Annotated in this window: 17 protein-coding genes, 1 tRNA gene and 1 pseudogene; 10 read left to right on the top strand and 9 right to left on the bottom strand. The window is 57.0% G+C overall.

What is annotated here, in order from left to right; all coding sequences use genetic code 11:
* Positions 1-207: 207 nt before the first annotated feature.
* Positions 208-534, top strand: a complete 327-nt coding sequence (locus DG357_RS19080) for a hypothetical protein (RefSeq protein WP_045630641.1) — start codon at positions 208-210, stop codon at positions 532-534.
* Here DG357_RS19080 and DG357_RS19075 read toward each other — a convergent pair.
* The 3 genes and pseudogenes from DG357_RS19075 to DG357_RS19065 form a co-directional block, all read right to left on the bottom strand.
* Positions 512-1,330, bottom strand: a complete 819-nt coding sequence (locus tag DG357_RS19075; protein WP_047364562.1) for a DUF4225 domain-containing protein — start codon at positions 1,328-1,330, stop codon at positions 512-514. The two genes, DG357_RS19080 and DG357_RS19075, sit on opposite strands and share 23 nt — an antisense overlap.
* 520 nt (positions 1,331-1,850) lie before the next feature.
* Positions 1,851-1,926, bottom strand: a tRNA-Phe gene (locus tag DG357_RS19070).
* 95 nt (positions 1,927-2,021) lie between these two features.
* A pseudogene (locus DG357_RS19065) lies at positions 2,022-2,734 on the bottom strand (DUF554 domain-containing protein).
* Positions 2,735-2,915: 181 nt separating this feature from the next.
* Between DG357_RS19065 and DG357_RS19060 the strand changes: the two are divergent.
* Positions 2,916-5,054, top strand: a complete 2,139-nt coding sequence (locus tag DG357_RS19060) for an ornithine decarboxylase (protein WP_063155171.1) — start codon at positions 2,916-2,918, stop codon at positions 5,052-5,054.
* A 44-nt stretch (positions 5,055-5,098) separates the two neighbouring features.
* On the opposite strand, the gene DG357_RS19055 is transcribed toward DG357_RS19060, so the two are convergent.
* On the bottom strand, positions 5,099-5,791 hold the full coding sequence (locus DG357_RS19055) for a response regulator (RefSeq protein ID WP_047367414.1): 693 nt from the start codon (positions 5,789-5,791) through the stop codon (positions 5,099-5,101).
* Positions 5,781-7,406 (bottom strand): ATP-binding protein, encoded by a 1,626-nt coding sequence (locus DG357_RS19050; RefSeq protein WP_041908310.1) that lies wholly within the window; start codon positions 7,404-7,406, stop codon positions 5,781-5,783. Before DG357_RS19050 ends, DG357_RS19055 begins: the two co-directional genes overlap by 11 nt.
* A 345-nt stretch (positions 7,407-7,751) precedes the next feature.
* On the opposite strand from DG357_RS19050, the gene DG357_RS19045 reads away from it, so the two are divergent.
* Genes DG357_RS19045 through citG form a run of 8 tightly spaced genes read left to right on the top strand, consistent with a single transcriptional unit; the run spans position 7,752 to position 15,060 of the window.
* On the top strand, positions 7,752-9,113 hold the full coding sequence (locus DG357_RS19045; protein WP_045630637.1) for a 2-hydroxycarboxylate transporter family protein: 1,362 nt from the start codon (positions 7,752-7,754) through the stop codon (positions 9,111-9,113).
* A gap of 17 nt (positions 9,114-9,130) precedes the next feature.
* Positions 9,131-9,994: a fumarylacetoacetate hydrolase family protein gene (locus tag DG357_RS19040; protein WP_045630636.1), complete on the top strand. Its 864-nt coding sequence runs from the start codon at positions 9,131-9,133 to the stop codon at positions 9,992-9,994.
* Positions 9,995-10,004: 10 nt separating this feature from the next.
* Complete coding sequence (citC, locus tag DG357_RS19035) at positions 10,005-11,027, top strand: [citrate (pro-3S)-lyase] ligase (RefSeq protein ID WP_088204261.1); 1,023 nt, start codon at positions 10,005-10,007, stop codon at positions 11,025-11,027.
* A gap of 16 nt (positions 11,028-11,043) precedes the next feature.
* Positions 11,044-11,337, top strand: coding sequence for a citrate lyase acyl carrier protein (gene citD, locus DG357_RS19030; protein WP_063155149.1), 294 nt, complete (start codon positions 11,044-11,046; stop codon positions 11,335-11,337).
* Entirely contained in the window at positions 11,334-12,209 is an 876-nt protein-coding gene (gene citE, locus DG357_RS19025; protein ID WP_048957281.1) for a citrate (pro-3S)-lyase subunit beta, read from the top strand. Before citD ends, citE begins: the two co-directional genes overlap by 4 nt.
* A 10-nt stretch (positions 12,210-12,219) precedes the next feature.
* Positions 12,220-13,743, top strand: a complete 1,524-nt coding sequence (gene citF / locus DG357_RS19020; protein WP_088204260.1) for a citrate lyase subunit alpha — start codon at positions 12,220-12,222, stop codon at positions 13,741-13,743.
* Positions 13,740-14,279 carry a citrate lyase holo-[acyl-carrier protein] synthase gene (gene citX / locus DG357_RS19015; protein WP_088204259.1) on the top strand — a complete coding sequence of 180 codons (540 nt, stop codon included), beginning with the start codon at positions 13,740-13,742 and terminating at the stop codon, positions 14,277-14,279. The genes citF and citX overlap by 4 nt, the downstream gene beginning before the upstream one ends.
* On the top strand, positions 14,257-15,060 hold the full coding sequence (gene citG / locus DG357_RS19010) for a triphosphoribosyl-dephospho-CoA synthase CitG (protein ID WP_088204258.1): 804 nt from the start codon (positions 14,257-14,259) through the stop codon (positions 15,058-15,060). Before citX ends, citG begins: the two co-directional genes overlap by 23 nt.
* A gap of 87 nt (positions 15,061-15,147) precedes the next feature.
* Here citG and DG357_RS19005 read toward each other — a convergent pair whose 3' ends face one another.
* The 4 genes from DG357_RS19005 to mutY all read right to left on the bottom strand — a co-directional run bounded on the left by DG357_RS19005 (position 15,148) and on the right by mutY (position 19,157).
* Positions 15,148-16,404 carry a nucleoside permease gene (locus DG357_RS19005; RefSeq protein WP_041908317.1) on the bottom strand — a complete coding sequence of 419 codons (1,257 nt, stop codon included), beginning with the start codon at positions 16,402-16,404 and terminating at the stop codon, positions 15,148-15,150.
* Between the two features lie 268 nt (positions 16,405-16,672).
* Positions 16,673-17,749, bottom strand: a complete 1,077-nt coding sequence (gene mltC, locus DG357_RS19000) for a membrane-bound lytic murein transglycosylase MltC (RefSeq protein ID WP_045260773.1) — start codon at positions 17,747-17,749, stop codon at positions 16,673-16,675.
* Between the two features lie 56 nt (positions 17,750-17,805).
* Entirely contained in the window at positions 17,806-18,078 is a 273-nt protein-coding gene (locus DG357_RS18995) for an oxidative damage protection protein (protein ID WP_023309138.1), read from the bottom strand.
* 26 nt (positions 18,079-18,104) lie between these two features.
* Positions 18,105-19,157 carry an A/G-specific adenine glycosylase gene (gene mutY, locus DG357_RS18990; RefSeq protein WP_169804859.1) on the bottom strand — a complete coding sequence of 351 codons (1,053 nt, stop codon included), beginning with the start codon at positions 19,155-19,157 and terminating at the stop codon, positions 18,105-18,107.
* Positions 19,158-19,184 lie beyond the last annotated feature (27 nt).

Below are 19,184 nucleotides of genomic sequence, written 5' to 3'. Positions count from 1 at the left end.
TTGGAAACGGCCCCGAAGGAGTCATTAGAGTTGCTACCAGCGAAGTTCCGCAGTGGGCAATAATGTCAGTTTTCGAGCGTATACTCTAAGATATCTTCAACCCGTTGATATATATTAATTTGATGAATATCGTCAGGTAGCGATTTATCCGCCAAATTAAGTTAAACTTCGTCACAGGTTTCAGTGAGTTATGGGACGGATAACAGAATGACCAGCGAAGAGGCACTTTTAAAATCAGGTTTTAGCAAACGAGATATTCAAAAGCTAAAAAACAATATTGAAAATTACGGTGGTTCGTTTGATAGCGTAACTCATGATCTGGCCAATCGTTTTAAGGCTATGAAGTGGATAACTATTATTGCCTTCATCATACTGGCTTTAACTCTTTTACTTGCATCCAAGGATACAAGCCTGACACTTGCACTCACGTTATTGATTGTACTACCTTTCATCTGGTATATAACGCCAGCAAAACTTGGCTACAAATCCTGGCGTTATCGTAAAATGCTGACTAATTCTGGGACGGGTCGCTGACGGACAACAGATCAAAAATAATCTTAGCTTTCACGCCATAACCCGCTATTTTCATTGTAAGCTGCGGGCGGCTCAGTGTGCTCACCTTGCGGTAATAGTCAGCAGGGAGATAACGAAACAGTCGCCAGGTACCAGGTCGCCGTAACAAGCCAAAAATGGTGTACGCATTAGCGGCCAGTGAAATTGATTTGTAGACACCTAACCCATTCTCACGACTAAAGCCCATAAACTCAGCTGTAGACATCGCGGCATTCGCTACCAGCCCTTCACTGGTAGTGTTGTTAGTTGCGTAGCGAGCCACTTCTTTACTGATGCTGTTTGCCCCGTCAGTAACCAGAATCGCACCAGCAAGAACCCCGAGAGGGGTCATAGTGCCTATGAGGGTAAATCCTGCGGCTATTTCAGCACCGGCCAGGACAACACTAACAGCCGAGATCACATACCCAACAATTTTGTTATTCTCTCGGATAAACTCGACTTTAGCGTAAAGCTTCGCTGCCTTCGTTCTTAATAAACGCGCTTGTTCCAGCAGGTTACTGTTTTCTTCTCTGAGAATTTTAACGCATTCCATGCATTCTTCATCTGATTTAGCCCGACGAGCTAACGTAAACTGATGTTCTATGAGGTCCCGAATTTCCTGAACAAACTTCATTCGAGTCAAACTATCGCTGAGATGAAAAGCCGACAGAGTGTTGGCTGTATTTACCAATTTCCTGGCTTCCATATTCACCATCGTTTCCGCCCAGGCTTTATTTCTTCCACCTGAGCGCATCATGTTAAGTAATGCTGCATCCATTGTAGTTCCTCTCAATTGCTTTACCGGCCTCTGCTTAGACTGATAAACGCCCCCCTGACAGCCATGCGTGCCAACGCACACACAATATAGTAGCAATGTGGTTACGGTGTCTGAAGTAGAAGCCGCTTTTTACAGCTTCGTTCCTCGGCCTACTTTACTGCGGTTAGCCAGGGCCTGTTCCAGCAGTGTACGGAACGCGGACAGGTCACTTTTCAGGATGTCCCGGATGGATTTACCACCGATGAATCTAATAAAACAGTTAGCCGATGGGGTGTAATCACGGATACGTGATGCCGCTCTGTCGGGTTCTGTCCAATTGATATGTGCATTTGTAATGCTCAAATAGATCGGTGAAGGTCAGGTTTTTCTGCTTCTGTGTGGCGGTAAAGGCGGTAAACACGCCAGTTGTACCACCGGGAAGCGGGGCCGGAGGAAAGATAAGGGGGGTAACTACTGTTCAAACAACGAGTTGCTGACTCAGAAAGCAAAAACCCCCGCCGAAGCGAGGGTTATAAATTAGTGGTGCCCGGACTCGGAATCGAACCAAGGACACGGGGATTTTCAATCCCCTGCTCTACCGACTGAGCTATCCGGGCAACGGGGCGCATTAAACCCGATCTGCCCGTTGCCGTCAACGAAAAATGTTGTTTTCGTTACAGACTGCGCAATCTCTCGCCATTTCGCCGCAATCTTAAGCGAAAAAGTGCGTCCAGAGTGCAGAGAGCGGCATGGCGAGCAGTAATGCGGGCAGCATATTCACCACGGCAAACATTTTGATCCCGCAAATACGTAGGCCCGTCGCCAGCAGCAGCAGGCCGCCGACGGCGGTGAAGTCCGCCATCATCGCTAGCGTGGTCAGCGGGAGAATCAAAGTGGCGCAGTGGCAAGCGCGAGTTGAATCAGCAGCATCGGCACGCAAATCGCCGCAACGGCAATGCCGAGCGTGGTGGCGAAAATGGTGGCGGTGAAGAAATCGAGAAATGCTTTTGCAATCAATATGCTTGGGTCGCCCGTCATCCCTTCCTGCATCGAGCCGAAAATCCCGGTGCCGCTTGCGCAAAACAGAATAATGATGGCGACGTAGTTCTGAATAAACGACTCGTGCGTGCCGTGTTTCGCCTTGCCCGGTCGGGCAATCAGGTTTTTGGCTTTGCCCACCGCGCTATTGATGCCTTTTTCCAGATAGCAAAACTCGCCAATCAGTGCGCCGAGCAGTGTAGCCAGCACCATGACGGGCAGGTTGGCGCATTTGATCACTAAAAGGATGCCGATGCCTAAGGATGCCAGGCCGAATATAGAGGGCATGGATGAACGGATACGCTCCGGCAGCCGCTGACTCAACACTGCGCCCAGTACGCCGCCCAGCAATACGGCTCCGGCGTTAATAAATGGCCCGATAACCACGGTTAACTCCTGTTATTTACTCATTGATATTGCATTATTATGGCACGTCAGGGCTGCGCGAGCCTTAGCTTTGGGTGGTTTCGTGCATACTGATTCCTTCTTGCGCGTGAAAATAAAAAGTGACATGATTGCGCGAATTTTCTCCTCCCTGTCTCACCGCTCGGTGAGGGTATTTGCGCTTATGAAAACCATGAAAATTGCCGTCAGCCATGAGCTGGTATCCAAAGTTTCTACGCACCGTGAAAAGGTGACGCTGGATAACACCGATTTCACCGATGTGGCGGCAGTCGTCATTAGCGTTGTTGAAAGCTACAGCGGCATTCTCGCGTTGCTGAAGCGTACGGGCTTTCAGCTACCGGTGTTTATGTTCTCGCAAGAGCCTGGAGAGGTGCCTGATGGCGTCACGGCGATTATCTCGGGTAAAGCTCAGGAGTTTCTGGAACTGGAGAGCGCCGCCTGCCGTTACGAAGAGGAATTGCTGCCGCCTTTTTTCGATACCCTGAGCCAGTATGTAGAGATGGGCAACAGTACCTTCGCCTGTCCGGGCCACCAGCACGGGGCTTTTTTCAAAAAACACCCGGCAGGGCGACAGTTCTATGATTTCTTCGGTGAGAACGTGTTTCGCGCCGACATGTGCAACGCCGACGTTAAGCTGGGCGATCTGCTGATCCATGAAGGCTCCGCCAAGCACGCGCAAAAGTTCGCGGCGAAAGTATTCAACGCGGACAAAACCTACTTTGTGCTGAACGGCACGTCGGCGGCCAACAAGGTGGTGACCAACGCGCTGCTGACCCGCGGCGACCTGGTGCTGTTCGACCGCAACAACCATAAATCTAATCACCACGGCGCACTGATCCAGGCGGGCGCCACGCCGGTGTATCTTGAGGCGGCGCGCAATCCGTTTGGCTTTATCGGCGGGATCGACGAGCACTGCTTTGATGACGCGTATCTGCGGGATCTGATCCGCGAGGCGGCGCCGGAAAAGGCCGACGAGGCCCGCCCGTTCCGCCTGGCGATCATTCAGCTTGGCACCTACGACGGGACGATCTACAACGCCCGCCAGGTGATCGACAAGATCGGCCATCTGTGTGACTACATCCTTTTTGACTCCGCGTGGGTGGGCTACGAGCAGTTTATTCCGATGATGGCGGAAACGTCCCCGCTCTTGCTGGAGCTTAACGAGAACGATCCGGGCATTTTCGTGACCCAGTCGGTGCACAAGCAGCAGGCCGGGTTCTCGCAAACGTCGCAGATCCATAAAAAGGATAACCACATCCGCGGTCAGGCGCGCTTCTGTCCGCACAAGCGGCTGAACAACGCGTTTATGCTGCACGCCTCCACCAGCCCGTTTTATCCGCTGTTTGCGGCGCTGGACGTGAACGCCAAAATTCACGAGGGCGAGAGCGGGCGCAGGCTGTGGGCGGAGTGCGTTGAGCTGGGCATTGAGGCGCGCAAGGCCATCATCGCCAACTGCCATATGATTAAACCGTTTATCCCGCCGGTGGTGGCGGGGCGGCCATGGCAGGATCACCCCACTCATGTCATTGCGAGCGAGCGTCGCTTCTTCAGCTTCGAGCCGGGGGCCAAATGGCACGGGTTTGAGGGTTATGCGAGCGAGCAGTATTTCGTCGACCCGTGCAAGCTGCTGCTGACCACGCCGGGCATTGATGCAGAAACAGGTCACTATACCGATTTCGGCATTCCGGCGACCATTCTCGCCCACTACCTGCGCGAAAACGGCATCGTGCCGGAGAAGTGCGACCTCAACTCGATCCTGTTCCTGCTGACGCCTGCCGAAAGCAGCGAGAAGCTGGCGCAGCTGGTGGCGATGCTGGGGCAGTTTGAGCAGCATATTGAAGACGACACGCCGCTCGCCGACGTGCTGCCGACCATCTACCAAAAATACCCGGTGCGTTACCGCGACTACACGATCCGTCAACTGTGCCAGGAGATGCACGATCTCTACGTCAGCTTTAACGTGAAGGATCTACAGAAGGCGATGTTCCGCCGGGAGAGCCTGCCCGCCGTAGTGATGAACCCGCAGGATGCCAACCAGGAGTACATTCGCGGGAACGTGGAGCTGGTGCGTATTCGTGACGCTGAAGGGCGCATTGCCGCCGAAGGTGCGCTGCCGTACCCGCCAGGCGTGCTGTGCGTGGTGCCGGGAGAAGTCTGGGGCGGGGCGGTACAGCGTTATTTCCTGGCGCTGGAAGAGGGCATTAATATGCTGCCGGGCTTCTCGCCGGAGTTGCAGGGCGTTTACAGCGAGAAGGATGCGGACGGGATTAAGCGGCTGTATGGGTACGTATTGAATGTCTGAACGTAGGCCCGGTGGCGCAAGCTTACCGGGCCTGGAATACTTCGTCAGGCTTCTGCGCGGCGGTACATCCTTCTCGGATGCCCAATCTTCCCGTACAGCATCTCCACCGTCAGAAAACCCACCTCCACGCAGTGTTCCAGATAGCGTCGGGTGGTGGTTTTACTCAGTCCCGTCTCGCTCACCACCTCATCCACCGTAAAGCAGTGCGCCGCCTTGCTGTTAAACAGCGTTTGCACCCGCGCCAGCGTGTTCTCCTCTATTCCCTTACTGCCGTTGTCCAGACGATAGTTTTTCGCCTGTAACTGATAGAGTGAATCCACGTTCTGCTGGTCGACAATCTTCCAGACCCGCTGCTGTTCGGCAAACTGCACAAAACGCTCCAGCGACTGGCTGAGCCGCTTCCAGGAGACTGGCTTAAGGATATAGTCAAACGCGCCGTTTCGAATGGCCTGGCTACAGGTGTCCATATCGCTGGCGGCGGTGATGAAAATCACCGAGCAGTTGGCGCGGGCCAACATCGGGTTGCTGATAAGGGTGATGCCTTTGCCGTCCGGCAGGTAGTTATCCAGCAGCATCAGCTTCGGCTGTTTGCTCTCCAGCTGTCGCTGCGCGTCGGCCAACGACGCGGCTATCCCCACCAGCCTCAGGCGCGGATGTTTACCGATAAGCTCCGCGTGCAGCTGTGCCAGTTCGTTCTCGTCTTCAACAATCAGTACGTCGATAAGTTCATGTTGCATAGTCGGTATCTTCCAGTTGCCGGACGGTTCCCGAGGCCGGGATAAACAGTGAGAAAATGGTCCCGTGCGGCATGTTATCGGCAACTTCTATTGTGCCGCCAGCCTGCGTGACGTAGCTTTCAATCAGATACAGGCCAATCCCGTGATCGCCCCGCGTTTTGGTGGTGATGCCGCGTTCAAATATCCGGTCACGGATCGCCGGGGTAATGCCAACGCCCTGGTCGGCCACTTCAATAATCAGCTCCTGCTCGCTGAGTTTTATCAGCACTTCCACCGGCGCATGCGGGAGCGGCGATCGCTGCGTCGCTTCGATGGCGTTATCCAGCAGGTTGCCAATAATCGAAATCAGCTCTTGCTCTCCCAGCGGCAGGAACGGTTTGTCCAGCCGACAGGCCGGGTCGAAACTCAGCTCCACACCTTTCTCACGCGCGCGGGCGGCTTTTCCCAGCAGCAGCCCGCAAAGTGTCGGGGAACTAAAGCGGGAGGAGATAAAGTCCAGCAGCTCCTGAGCATGCTCCGACTGCGCCTGAATGTAGCGAATGGCCTCTTCATAGCGGCCCATATGCAGCAGTCCGGAGAGGGTGGTCATCCGGTTCAGCTGCTCATGACGCATAATGCGCAGGTTATCGACGTAGCGTTTTACCTGGCTGAGCTGGCTGCTGAGAGAGTCGATCTCGTTGCGATCGCGGAAGGTGATCACCCAGCCCTGCAGCGACCCCTCAAGCATGATGTGTACCCGGCTGGCAATCACCGTGAGATCGTTAAAGCGGCAAATCTCGTCATGGGTATCTTTCGCCAGCATCGTCTGCGTGTCGAAGAACGGGACCGGATCGATCACCTGGCTTATCAGCTGCCCGCGCAGTTCCCGGGCCGGCTGGCTCAGGCCCAGCAGCTTGCGCGCCGCCTGGTTGATCACCTCTATGCGCCGTTCGTTATCAATGGCGATCACGCCTTCGTAGATGGACTCCATCATCGCCTTTTGCTGGCGCACCAGCAGGCCGATCTCTCGTGGCTCCAGGGAGAAGATCTGCTTCTTAATACTACGGGTAAAGAACCAGGAGAAGACAAAGAGGGCGATCAGCAGCAGCACGGCGGCAATCAGGATATTGACCACTTTACTGACGGTAATGGTGTCCAGGTAGCTGGTGAGATAGCCAACTGAAACAATGCCGACCACCTGCCCGGCGTCGTTGAAAATGGGCGCTTTACTGCGCAGTGAAATGCCCAACCCGCCTTTACGTATGGTTGTCGTGCTTTTCCCCTGCAATACGGCTTCATTGTCGCCGCCGACCAGCGTCGTGCCCACCCTGTCGGCAAAGACGGAGTGAAAAAGATGCCGTCCCGTATTATCGCCAATGACAATAAAGCTGGCGTCGCTGTGCGCGGCCATTTTCTGCATGAAATCATGAATGGCGTTGATATCTTTTTGTTCAACTTCAGTACGCAATGACGGAATAAGCGCAATCTCTTCCGCCTGTATTTTAGCGCGCGCACTCATTTCCTGATAAAGCTGTTTTCCGACATCGGCATAATAATATCCGCCCAGCAGCACAAAAAGCACTGAGAAAAAGGCAACGAGCGAAATAAACAGCTTAATCTGGAAAGAGACTTTCATAACTATCACGCAAAGTAGCGGCAAAGATCGTCAATATATCATCTTTTTTCATGCGGATGTCCGCTTTGCGGGAAACTTGTGATCCCTTGCACAGCAAGGGCTGTAAATGATTTATCCAGAAGGCTTATGAACTTCATGCTGCTACGTTAAATGTTATTTGGTCGTTCAATTCAGAAAAGAAACCATAAAAACCACGATAATAAATAAGGCATAAATCACATTAAATAAAAGAAACCATAAAAACCATAGCTGCCATTAAAACTTCGCTTTTAATATGCCATTCCTCACATAAAGTAGGCCTTTGTGACTCTAAGCTGAACGCACAAAATAACTAAGGGGCTTATTATGAGCACAACTGACGATTCTTTCTCTGTTACCCACGACCCGATTGAAATTCAGCGGCCATCCCTCAAGGAGCGGTGGTGGCATATTATGGATACCTGGAAAATCGGGATTATTCCTCTGCCGCTGTTCGTTCTGGCGGGCGCGCTGATCGCGATTGATTGCCTGGGCGGAAAGCTGCCGAGCGATATCGTGGTCATGGTGGCCACGCTGGCCTTCTTCGGCTTTGCCTGCGGTGAGTTCGGCAAACGCCTGCCGATTGTCGGCAAGCTTGGCGCGGCGGCGATTTGCGCCACCTTTATCCCTTCCGCGCTGGTCTACTACGGTTTGCTGCCGGACGTGGTGGTGGAATCCACGACCAAATTCTACAAATCCACCAACATTCTCTACCTCTATATCTGCTGCATTATCGTCGGCAGCATCATGAGCATGAACCGCACGGTGCTGATTCAGGGTTTCCTGCGCATCTTCTTCCCGATGCTGTGCGGTGAAATCGTCGGCATGATTGTTGGCATGGGCGTGGGGCTGGCGCTGGGCCTGGAGCCGTTCCAGATCTTCTTCTTTATCATTCTGCCGATCATGGCAGGCGGCGTCGGGGAAGGGGCGATTCCGCTTTCCATCGGCTATGCCACCCTGCTGCATATGGACCAGGGCGTAGCGCTCGGCCGCGTGCTGCCGATGGTCATGCTCGGCGGCCTGACGGCAATCATCATCTCCGGCTGCCTGAACCAGCTCGGTAAACGCTACCCGCACCTGACCGGTGAAGGCCAGCTGATGCCTAACCGCGCCAATGCCGATGCCACCGTCTCTCAGCCTGCGTTCTCCGGCAAGGCGGACGTGACGACTATCGCCTCCGGCGCGCTGCTGGCGGTGCTGCTCTATATGCTCGGCATGCTCGGCCACAAGCTGATTGGCCTGCCTGCGCCGGTCGGCATGCTGTTTATGGCGGTGCTGGTGAAGCTCTGCAACGGCGCTTCTCCGCGCCTGCTGGAGGGCTCGCAGGTGGTGTACAAATTCTTCCAGACCTCCGTGACCTACCCGATCCTCTTCGCCGTTGGCGTGGCCATTACCCCGTGGCATGAACTGGTGGCCGCCTTCACGCTGACCAACCTGCTGGTGATTATCAGCACCGTCTCCGCGCTGGTGGCGACCGGGTTCTTCGTCGGCAAAAAGATCGGTATGCACCCGATTGATGTCGCCATCGTCTCCTGCTGTCAGAGCGGACAGGGCGGTACCGGCGACGTGGCGATACTGACCGCAGGCAACCGCATGAGCCTGATGCCGTTCGCCCAGATTGCTACCCGTATCGGCGGGGCGATTAACGTCTCTGTCTCACTGCTGATTCTGGGCAACTTCCTCGTCTAAGTATTCAGGAAAAAACAATGAAACTCGCAAGCTTTTTATACCAGGGAAAACGCAGCTACGGCATCGTTCAGGCCGAGGGCGTGATTGATTTAGGCCGCCGTCTCGGCGACCGCTACGGCGACCTTAAAGCGCTGCTGCAGGGCAACGGGCTGGCGTTGGCCACCCGTTACCTGAACGACGCGGTGGATGTACCGCTGAGCGCCATCACCTTCTTACCGGTGATCGTGCAGCCGGAAAAAATCCTCTGCGTGGGCATGAACTACGCCGACAAGCGCAAGGAGTTTGACCAGCACAACCCGGCCCCGACGCTGTTTGTCCGCTTCCCGGACTCACAGACCGGCCACAACGAGCCGGTACTGAAGCCGCGCCACTCCAGCGAATTCGACTACGAAGGCGAGCTGGCGGTGATCATCGGTAAGGGTGGGGAGAACATCAGCCGCGATGACGCCCTGCGCCACGTGGCGGGCTACAGCTGCTACATGGACGGCTCCGCCCGCGACTGGCAGCACACCTGGTTCACCGCCGGTAAAAACTGGCGTCAGACCGGGGCGTTTGGCCCCTGGATGGCGACGGCGGATGAGATCCCGGACCCGCACAGCCTGGCGATCCGCACCTGGCTTAACGGCCGCATGGTGCAGGAGGACAACACCAGCAGCATGATCCACAAGGTCGCGGAGCTCATCGAGTACATCAGCACCTTTACCCGCTTAAGCCCGGGCGACGTGATCATCACCGGCTCTCCGGGCGGCGTGGGTAAAAAGCGTAACCCGCCGCTGTTTATGAAAGAGGGGGATCGCATTGAAGTGGAGATCGAGCATATCGGTCATCTGAGCAACGTGATTGTTGAAGCGCCAGCCGTCGGGCTTGCGGCGGCACACTGAGAAAGGCGGCATGAACAGTCAACCCATCGATTTTCGCCAGACGCTGGTGGCGAAACACCCGGAACGCTTAAGCCAGATCCGCTACCTGCTGGCAGACAGCGGCCTTGGCCTGGACAACGACATCACGCTGTTTGTCGAAGCCTGGTCCGGCGCGCAGCTGGTGGGTTGCGCAGGACTTGCCGGCAACGTCATCAAATGCGTGGCGGTCAACGAGCAGCTTCGTGGGGAAAACCTCAGCGCGCGGCTGCTGGCAGAGGTGGAAAATGCGGCGCTGGAGCGCGGCCATTTTCACCTCTTCCTCTGCACCCGTCCGTGCAACCGGGAGCGCTTTGCCCGCAGCGGCTTCTGGCCAATTGCCCAGAGCGGGAACAACGCGGTGCTGATGGAGAACACCCCGCAGGGGATCGCGCGCTACTGCCGTACCTTAAGCCGGATGCGAAAGGGCGGGGAGAAAACTGGCGCGATAGTGATGAACGCCAATCCGTTCACCCTCGGCCACCGCCATCTGGTGGAGCAGGCGGCAGGGCAGTGTGACGCCCTCCATCTGTTCGTGGTGCGTGAAGACGCCTCGTTCTTCCCGTTCAGCGCGCGTCTCGAGATGGTGCGCGCGGGCGTAGCCCATCTGCCGAACGTGGTGGTGCATGAAGGCTCGCAGTACATCATCTCCCGCGCCACCTTCCCGGCCTACTTCCTGAAGGAGACCGGCAAAGTGCAGCAGGCGTGGAGCGAGATCGACGTGCTGATCTTCCGGGACTTCATCGCCCCGGCGCTCGGCATCACGCACCGCTTCATCGGCTCGGAGCCGTTTTGCGACATCACCCGCCAGTACAACCAGACGCTGCACGATCTGCTGGCTTCGCATATCGAGGTGGTGGAGATGCCGCGCATCAAGGCCACCGGCAACGCCATTTCGGCGTCCGAAGTGCGCCGTTTACTCAAGACACAGCAGTTTTCCCGGATCCGGGAGATCGTCCCGGACTCCACCTTCGCGCATCTCGAAACACACTATCGTGCGAGTGCGGAAGTCGCATAACTATCAGGAATTTATCATGAATATTGTAAGGGAGGCGCTGGCCGGAACGCAGGAGTCCAGCGACCTGATGGTGAAAATCGCCCCCGCTCACGGCGAGCTGGAGATTGTCATCCACAGTGAAGTGATTAAGCAGTTTGGCGAGCAAATTCGCCAGGTGGTCAACGACACGCTGCGCGCCATGAACGTGCGCCAGGGATTAATCATTATTGAAGACAAAGGGGCGCTGGACTGTGTTATTCGCGCCCGCCTGCAAAGCGCGCTGATGCGTGCCGCCGATGAACGGGCCATCAACTGGGAGGCGCTGAAATGAGCAAACTCCGCCGCAGTATGCTGTTCCTGCCGGGCGCCAACGCCGCCATGCTTTCCACCGCGTTTATCTACCGCCCCGACTCCATCATGTTTGACCTTGAGGACGCCGTCGCCCTGCGTGAGAAGGACACCGCGCGCCTGCTGGTATTCCACGCGCTACAGCACCCGATGTATCGGGATATCGAAACCGTGGTGCGCATTAACCCGCTCAGCACGCCGTTTGGCCTGCTGGATCTGGAAGCCGCCGTGCGCGCGGGTGTGGACGTGATCCGCCTGCCAAAAACCGACACTCCGGATGATATCTACGAGCTGGAGGGCCATCTTGAGCGCATTGAACGCGAGTGCGGCCGCGAGGTCGGCTCCACCCGCGTGATGGCGGCGATTGAGTCGGCCATTGGCGTCATCAATGCCGTGGCGATTGCCCGCAGCTCCCCGCGCCTCATCGGCATCGCGCTGGCCGCCTTTGACTACGTGATGGACATGCAGACCGAGCGCGGCGACGGCACCGAGCTGTTCTATGCCCGCTGCGCCGTGCTGCACGCCGCTCGCGCCGCGGGCATCGACGCCTTCGATGTGGTGTGGTCAGACGTTAACGACGAGGCCGGGTTCCTTCGCGAGGTCGATCTGATCCGCAAGATGGGCTTTAACGGCAAATCGCTGATTAACCCGCGCCAGATTGACCTGCTGCATAACGCTTATGCACCGACGCAGGAAGAGGTGGATCATGCCAAAAGGGTGATTGAAGCGGCAGAAGAGGGCGAGCGTAACGGCCTGGGCGTGGTGTCGCTCAACGGCAAAATGGTGGATGCACCAATTATTAACCACGCGCAGGTGGTGCTGGAGCGCGCGGCGGCTTCCGGCGTGCGTCGGTAAGGATGACAAAATGAATCAAACAGAACTTCTCCACGTAAACTTCCCGCATCTGCGGGACCTGAAACCCTTTGATACCGCCCACAGCGCGACGCCCTGGCTGGCGGACAGTGACGCGAAGCACAACCGCAAGCTCTGTGCCTCCCTTGAAGAAGCCGTAGCGCGCAGCGGCCTGCAGGACGGGATGACCATCTCCTTCCACCATGCCTTTCGCGAAGGCGACCGGGTGATCAACACCGTTGTGGCGCTGCTGGCGCGGATGGGATTTAAAAATTTGACCCTGGCCTCCAGTTCGCTGATGACCTGCAACGACGCGCTGATCGAGCATATTGAAAGCGGCGTCATCACCCGGATTTACACCTCGGGCATGCGCGGCAGGCTGGCGGACGCCATCTCCCACGGGCTGATGGACGAGCCGGTACAGATTCACTCCCACGGTGGGCGCGTGAAGCTGCTCCAGGACGGCGAGCTGAATATCGACGTGGCGTTTCTCGGCGTGCCGTGCAGCGATGCGTTTGGCAACGCTAACGGCACGCACGGTAAATCGTGCTGCGGCTCGCTCGGCTACGCGATGGTGGACGCGCACTTTGCCCGCAAGGTGGTGCTGCTGACCGAAGAACTGGTGCCGTTCCCGAATATGCCCGCCAGCCTGGTGCAGGACCAGGTGGACTACATCGTGCAGGTGGAGAGCGTGGGCGACCCGGCGAAAATCAGCGTCGGCGCGGCGCGCGTCACCAGCAACCCGCGCGAGCTGATGATCGCCCGCTATGCGGCGGACGTGATCGAGCATTCCGGCTACTTCAAGCCTGGCTTCTCGATGCAGACCGGCTCCGGCGCGGCGGCCACCGCCTGCACCCGCTTTATGGAAGAGAAGATGGAGCGCAGCGGCGTAAAGGCGCGCTTTGCGCTCGGCGGCATCACCGGCAGCCTGGTGGATCTGCACGAGAAGGGGCTCATCGAAAAGCTGCTCGACACCCAGTGCTTTGACGGCCAGGCGGCGGCTTCGCTGGCGCGCAACCCGAACCACGTAGAGATCTCCACCAACGTCTACGCCAACCCCGGCAGCAAGGCGGCAAGCTGCGACCAGCTCGACGTGGTGATCCTCAGCGCCCTGGAAATTGACGTTGATTTCAACGTCAACGTCATCACCGGCTCCGACGGCGTGATGCGTGGCGCATCCGGCGGGCACTGCGACGTGGCGGCGGCAGCCAACCTGACCATCGTGGTCGCGCCGCTGCTGCGCAGCCGCATTCCGACGGTCGTGAAGCGCGTCACCACGCGCCTCACGCCGGGGGAGAGCATCGACGTGCTGGTTACCGATCACGGCATCGCAGTCAACCCGGCGCGCCCGGAGATCCGCAAGCGGCTGCTGGAGGCCGGGCTGAAGGTAGTGGACATCAGCGCGCTCTATGAGCGGGCGATTTCCCTGACCGGCGTACCGAAACCGATTGAATTTACCGACAAAATCGTCGGCGTCATCCGTTACCGCGACGGCAGCGTGATCGACACCGTACGACAGGTGAAGGAGTCAGTATGATTTTAGCGACACCCGTGCGGGCGGGTGTCAGCCTGGAGGAACTGCTGGCGGCGAAAGAGCGTCGCGCAGCCCGTCAGGCTGACATGCTTGAGCACTATAAACAGCCGGTGATCTCCCTCACGCTGGTTACGCCAGGGGAAATTAAGGACAGCCTGCGCTATCGCAACACCATGGGCGTGGCGCTCCAGATGTGCGACCAGCTGCTGTGGGAGAACCGCTGGCAGGTGCTGGACCGGCAGGTGCTGTGGCTGCCCACCGGACCGGAAGCCTTGTGGTGCGTCGCCCATGCGGCGGCGGAAATCAAAGCGCACTGCGCGGAACTGGAGCAGACGCACCCGCTCGGCAGGCTGTGGGATCTGGACGTGATCTGCCCTCAGCACGGCCACGTCGGGCGTCAGTCGCTGGGAGAGAATCTCCGGCGCTGTCTGATCTGCGACGAGCCCGCGCATGCCTGCTCCCGTTCGCGGCGCCATCCCGTTGAGCAGGTAGTTTCCCGCGTGGAGAAGACGATCGATGACTGGTTTGCTCGCGACTAAACCGCGCCCGGTTGATGTGCCCGCGCTTGCCGAAGCGGCGCTGTGGCAGGAGCTGGAGCTGACGCCCAAGCCTGGGCTTGTGGACAAGCTCAACAACGGTTCCCATCGCGATATGGACCACGCGCTGTTTGTCCGCAGCATCGCGGCAATTACGCCGTGGTTTTCGCGCTTTGCTGAACTCGGTAACGTGCATGCGGATAAACCCGCTGACGCACAGCTGCGGATTATTCGCCCGATGGGGATGGCCTGCGAGCAGGCGATGTATGCCGCGACGAACGGCGTGAACACGCATAAGGGCGGGATTTTTGCTCTCGGCCTGCTGTGCTTCGCTGCCGGGCGTGTGAAAAATATCTCTGCGGACAGCCTCTGTTGTGAGGTGAGTAACATCTGCTGCGGGCTGGTGTCGCGGGAACTGGCAGCGCGCAGCGGGCAGGCGACGGCGGGCGAGCGGCAGTTTCAGCAGTACGGCTTAACCGGGGCGCGAGGCGAGGCGGAGAGCGGCTTTGCGACGGTGCGTAAGGCGCTGGGGCAATGGAACGGACAGTCGCTTCACGGCCTGCTGTTGCGCCTGATGGCGGTCAATCAGGACAGTAATCTCGTGTCACGCGGCGGCATTCAGGGGCTGCGCTATGTTCAGGGCTATGCGCGGAAACTGCTGGCTAACGGCTGGGATCGCGACGCGTTGCTTAAGATGGATAAGGCACTGATTGAACGAAACCTGAGTCCGGGCGGCAGCGCGGATTTGCTGTCGGTGGGGTGGATGCTCTCTGCAATAAAATAGCCGGGTGGCGGCTACGCCTTACCCGGCCTACGGTCTGGTTTTGTAGGCCCGGTAAGCGAAGCGCCACCGGGCAAAAGCCATCAAGGATTAATGCGCAATCGGCTGTGTACCGTGCGCTGTGCGAACGTGCTTGTACTTGAACAGCGCGAGGAACGCGAAGAACAGCACCAGCGAATACGCCGCGAAGATCAGCCACACGGGCTGCCAGTCGGTGATACCGTTGGTGGTGTACATCTCAACCACTTTACCGCTCACCACGCCGCCCAGAATACAGCCGAAGCCGTTAGTCATCATCAGGAACATGCCCTGCGCGCTGGCGCGGATTTCAGGCTTCACCTCTTTTTCCACAAACACCGAACCGGAAATGTTGAAGAAGTCGAAGGCGCAGCCGTAAACAATCATCGACAGCACCAGCAGCACGGTGCCGAACGCGCTCGGGTCGCCGTAGGCGAACAGGCCGAAGCGCAGCATCCACGCGGCGATACTGATCAGCATGACGTTTTTGATGCCGTAGCGGCTCAGGAAGAACGGGATGGTCAGGATGAACAGCGTCTCGGAGATCTGCGAGATGGACATCATCACCGACGCGTGCTCAACGATAAAGCTCCCGGCAAACAGCGGATCGTTATCGAAGCTGTGCAGGAAGGTGTTGCCGAACATGTTGGTGATTTGCAGCTCCGCGCCCAGCAGCATAGAGAAGATAAAGAAGATCGCCATGCGCTTGTTTTTGAACAGCGCGAAGGCATCCAGGCCAAGCATGGTGCTCCAGCTCTGGTTTTTCTGCTGGTTAGACACCGGAATGGTTGGCAGCGTCAGGGTGAACAGCGCCAGCAGTACGGAGAGCGCAGCACCAATATACAGCTGCATGTGGCTCAGCTCGAAGCCCGCGAAGCTCACGCCCCACATCGCCATGATAAAGCCGATGGTGCCCCAGATACGGATTGGCGGGAAGTCGGTGACGATATCCAGGCCGGCAGATTTCAGGCGGTAGTAGGAGATGGAGTTGATCAGCCCAAGCGTTGGCATATACGCCAGCGAGTTAAGCAGGATCACCATAAACATCGCCCCCGGCGTGGTCACTTCGGCCGCCATAAACAGCGTCCCCGCACCCACCAGATGGCAAAGCATATACAGCCATTTCGCACTTAACCATTTATCCGCCACGATACCGAGCAGCGTTGGCATGAAAACAGCCGCAATACCCAGCGAGCTGTAGACGGCACCGATTGACGCACCATCAAACTTGAGCGTCACAAACATATAGGAGCCGAGTGTAGTCAGCCAGCTACCCCACAGGCAGAACTGCAGAAACGACAAGATTTTAAGCTGCAGCTTAAGGTTCATGTTACTTTCCTCACAAGTGAGCGGGAGATATGTTGTTATAGGAACATTCAGGGTTGTTATTTGATGCAATTCTATCAGTTGGCAACGATATGTTTTGTTACCTCCCGCAAAAAAATGCAATCCACATTAATTTGCAGTTTGGATTGTGATGCAAATAACATTTTCGTATGGGTGGAGGATAGGTGCGGCCGGATGCCCTCACCCTGACCCTCTCCCACAGGGTGAGGGTAAGCAGAACACCCTCTCCTTGCTGGAGAAGGTGTGTTGATTATCGACGACGATAATTTTTCTGCGCCGTATTCACCTTATACAGGTACCGGCGGGATTCCGCAGACGGGTGGCGGGTGGTGAGGGTGGAGTAAACATCCCCCGGCGCCATGCTGTTGATGATGTTCGCAGCCTGCACTTTGTCATTCGAGAAGACGCGCAGCACGCTGCCCGCGCCGCCGTTATAGGCGGTGATCACCGCGTAGCGACGCGACGTCGGGTTATCAATTCCGCCGAGATAGACATTGTTCAGCATCGCCAGATAGGCCGTGCCGGTATCAATGTTGCTTTGCGGATCGAACAGATAGCTGCGGCTCGGCGTGCCGGATTTCCCCTGCGAGCGGAAGACGTCTTTACCGGCGCTGTGCTGGACAACCTGCATCAGCCCCAGCGCGTCGGAACGGCTCACCGCGTACGGGTTGAACGAGGATTCGGTCTGCATAATCGCCAGGATCAGCGACTCGTCCACGCCATACTTACGCGACGCCTGACGCACCATACCCAGATACTTATGCGCACGCTTGTCGAGGTGGTTCGGGACAAGGTTAATGGTAACGCTGTAGATAATCTTCAGGCCGTTAGAGCGGCTCTTCAGGCGCGTCTGCAGCAGGTAGTCGGCAAATTTCGTGGCGCGACCTTCCCAGCGGATCGGCTGTCCGGTCTGGTCGACAACCTGACCGTACAGGAACGGCTCTTTCGAAATGGTGATGTCGTCCGCATCGGAGTAGAGATCGATAGATCCCGGATCGTCACCCATCAGCAGGGTTTTGACGATCGCCTGACGCAGCCGTGCCGCAGGGTCGGTGCCTGCGATGGTCTCAATGGTGATCGTACCCTCATCAAAGTTGATGTGGCTACGGGTCAGATAGGCGTCGGTGTACTTAACGTAGTCCTTCGGTCCGGCAATAAGAACTTCGTTAAATCCCCATATGTTCTCGATGTTATGGGCAAACTGCCCCATCAAAATGTCAAAACCGTTGGTGTCCTTGACCCAGGCTTCATTGTAATCATCGCCTTTTTTGGACGAGCACGAGACCAGCAACGGCGCAACAAGGGCTAGCGCTAAAAGTTTTTTCATCATTCCGGGAGTGCGTGTTGTGTTTGCTTTAACGGCGGGGTTTCACCCGCACGCTGTTATTTTTCCGGCGGCGTATAGCCTTCGATGTGGACGTCTTTGCCCTCGAACAGGAAGCTCACCATCTCCTGCTCCAGCAGCTTGCGGTGCTCCGGGTTCATCATGCTGAGCTTTTTCTCGTTGATCAGCATGGTCTGTTTTTTCTGCCACTGTCCCCAGGCTTCTTTGGAGATCTCGTTATAGATGCGCTTGCCCAGGTCGCCCGGGTAGAGCTGGAAATCCTGGCCTTCAGCGTCGCGCTGCAGGAAAGTACAAAAAATGGTTCTGGCCATACGTATTCCTCTTTGTGTTGCCGATGCTAAACCATTGCACCGGCACGTAATTGCTGTAACAGGCGCTCCACGGGAGCCGCCAGCCCGACTGATGGCGGTTGCGCTAAGTTATACCAGAGAGCGGTGCCTTCATCCATGCAGGAGGTGAATGAGGACACGGGAAGCCACATCGGTACTATATCCAGATGGAAATGGCTGAAGGTGTGGCGAAACGCGGTCAGCTGCGTCAGGGTATCTGCCGCAATGCCGCGCTGTTTAAGCCATTCACGCAGCAAGTCTTCATCTTCAAACTGTGGGAAGCAGTATAGACCACCCCACAGACCGCTCGGCGGACGCTGGGCGAGGAAGACCTCGTCACCGTGCTGCATCAGCAGCATATAGCCGGTGCGCTCCGGCAGCGTCTGTTTAGGTTTCTTACCCGGATACTGCGCCCATGACTGGTTGGCATACGCCACGCAGAGGTTGTTCACCGGGCAGAGCTCGCATTTTGGTTTTGAGCGCGTGCAGACCATCGCGCCAAGATCCATCATCGCCTGGTTAAAACGCTCTACGCCCTTCGCCGGGGTGACCGCTTCAGCGATCTCCCACAGGCGTTTTTCAACGTCTTTCTTACCCGGCCAGCCGTCAACGGCGTAGCAGCGTGCGAGCACGCGCTTCACGTTGCCGTCGAGGATCGGGAAATGCTTGCCTAATGAAAGGGAGAGGATCGCGCCTGCGGTTGAACGTCCGACACCGGGTAAATCGGCCACCTCGTCGAAGGTTTCCGGGAATTTACCGTTGTGGCGGGTGGCGACCTGCTGCGCGGCCTTGTGCAGGTTGCGCGCGCGGGCGTAATAGCCCAGCCCGGTCCACAGGTGCAGCACTTCGTCCAACGGCGCGTTTGCCAGGTCGGTGACCGTCGGGAAGCGTGCCATAAAACGCTCGAAGTAAGGGATCACGGTGGCGACCTGCGTTTGTTGCAACATCACCTCGGAGAGCCATACTTTGTAGGGCGTTTTTTCAATTTGCCAGGGCAGGGTTTTACGCCCGTATTTGTCGTACCAGTCCAGCACCTGGGCTGAAAATTGAGAGGCTTGCATGGTCATCGATTCGCATAATCAGGGACG

Source organism: Enterobacter bugandensis (genome assembly GCF_900324475.1).
Lineage (GTDB): Bacteria > Pseudomonadota > Gammaproteobacteria > Enterobacterales > Enterobacteriaceae > Enterobacter > Enterobacter bugandensis.
The sequence above is the reverse complement of the archived record's forward strand: the minus strand, read 5'-3'. Positions and strand labels throughout refer to the sequence as shown.

Excerpts from the sequence above, each read along its gene's own strand:
- DG357_RS19080 (WP_045630641.1), top strand. The coding sequence starts at position 208 with ATGACCAGCGAAGAGGCACTTTTAAAATCAGGTTTTAGCAAACGAGAT.
- DG357_RS19075 (WP_047364562.1), bottom strand. The coding sequence starts at position 1,330 with ATGGATGCAGCATTACTTAACATGATGCGCTCAGGTGGAAGAAATAAA.
- DG357_RS19060 (WP_063155171.1), top strand. The coding sequence starts at position 2,916 with ATGAAAACCATGAAAATTGCCGTCAGCCATGAGCTGGTATCCAAAGTT.
- DG357_RS19055 (WP_047367414.1), bottom strand. The coding sequence starts at position 5,791 with ATGCAACATGAACTTATCGACGTACTGATTGTTGAAGACGAGAACGAA.
- DG357_RS19050 (WP_041908310.1), bottom strand. The coding sequence starts at position 7,406 with ATGAAAGTCTCTTTCCAGATTAAGCTGTTTATTTCGCTCGTTGCCTTT.
- DG357_RS19045 (WP_045630637.1), top strand. The coding sequence starts at position 7,752 with ATGAGCACAACTGACGATTCTTTCTCTGTTACCCACGACCCGATTGAA.
- DG357_RS19040 (WP_045630636.1), top strand. The coding sequence starts at position 9,131 with ATGAAACTCGCAAGCTTTTTATACCAGGGAAAACGCAGCTACGGCATC.
- citC (WP_088204261.1), top strand. The coding sequence starts at position 10,005 with ATGAACAGTCAACCCATCGATTTTCGCCAGACGCTGGTGGCGAAACAC.
- citD (WP_063155149.1), top strand. The coding sequence starts at position 11,044 with ATGAATATTGTAAGGGAGGCGCTGGCCGGAACGCAGGAGTCCAGCGAC.
- citE (WP_048957281.1), top strand. The coding sequence starts at position 11,334 with ATGAGCAAACTCCGCCGCAGTATGCTGTTCCTGCCGGGCGCCAACGCC.
- citF (WP_088204260.1), top strand. The coding sequence starts at position 12,220 with ATGAATCAAACAGAACTTCTCCACGTAAACTTCCCGCATCTGCGGGAC.
- citX (WP_088204259.1), top strand. The coding sequence starts at position 13,740 with ATGATTTTAGCGACACCCGTGCGGGCGGGTGTCAGCCTGGAGGAACTG.
- citG (WP_088204258.1), top strand. The coding sequence starts at position 14,257 with ATGACTGGTTTGCTCGCGACTAAACCGCGCCCGGTTGATGTGCCCGCG.
- DG357_RS19005 (WP_041908317.1), bottom strand. The coding sequence starts at position 16,404 with ATGAACCTTAAGCTGCAGCTTAAAATCTTGTCGTTTCTGCAGTTCTGC.
- mltC (WP_045260773.1), bottom strand. The coding sequence starts at position 17,749 with ATGAAAAAACTTTTAGCGCTAGCCCTTGTTGCGCCGTTGCTGGTCTCG.
- DG357_RS18995 (WP_023309138.1), bottom strand. The coding sequence starts at position 18,078 with ATGGCCAGAACCATTTTTTGTACTTTCCTGCAGCGCGACGCTGAAGGC.
- mutY (WP_169804859.1), bottom strand. The coding sequence starts at position 19,157 with ATGCAAGCCTCTCAATTTTCAGCCCAGGTGCTGGACTGGTACGACAAA.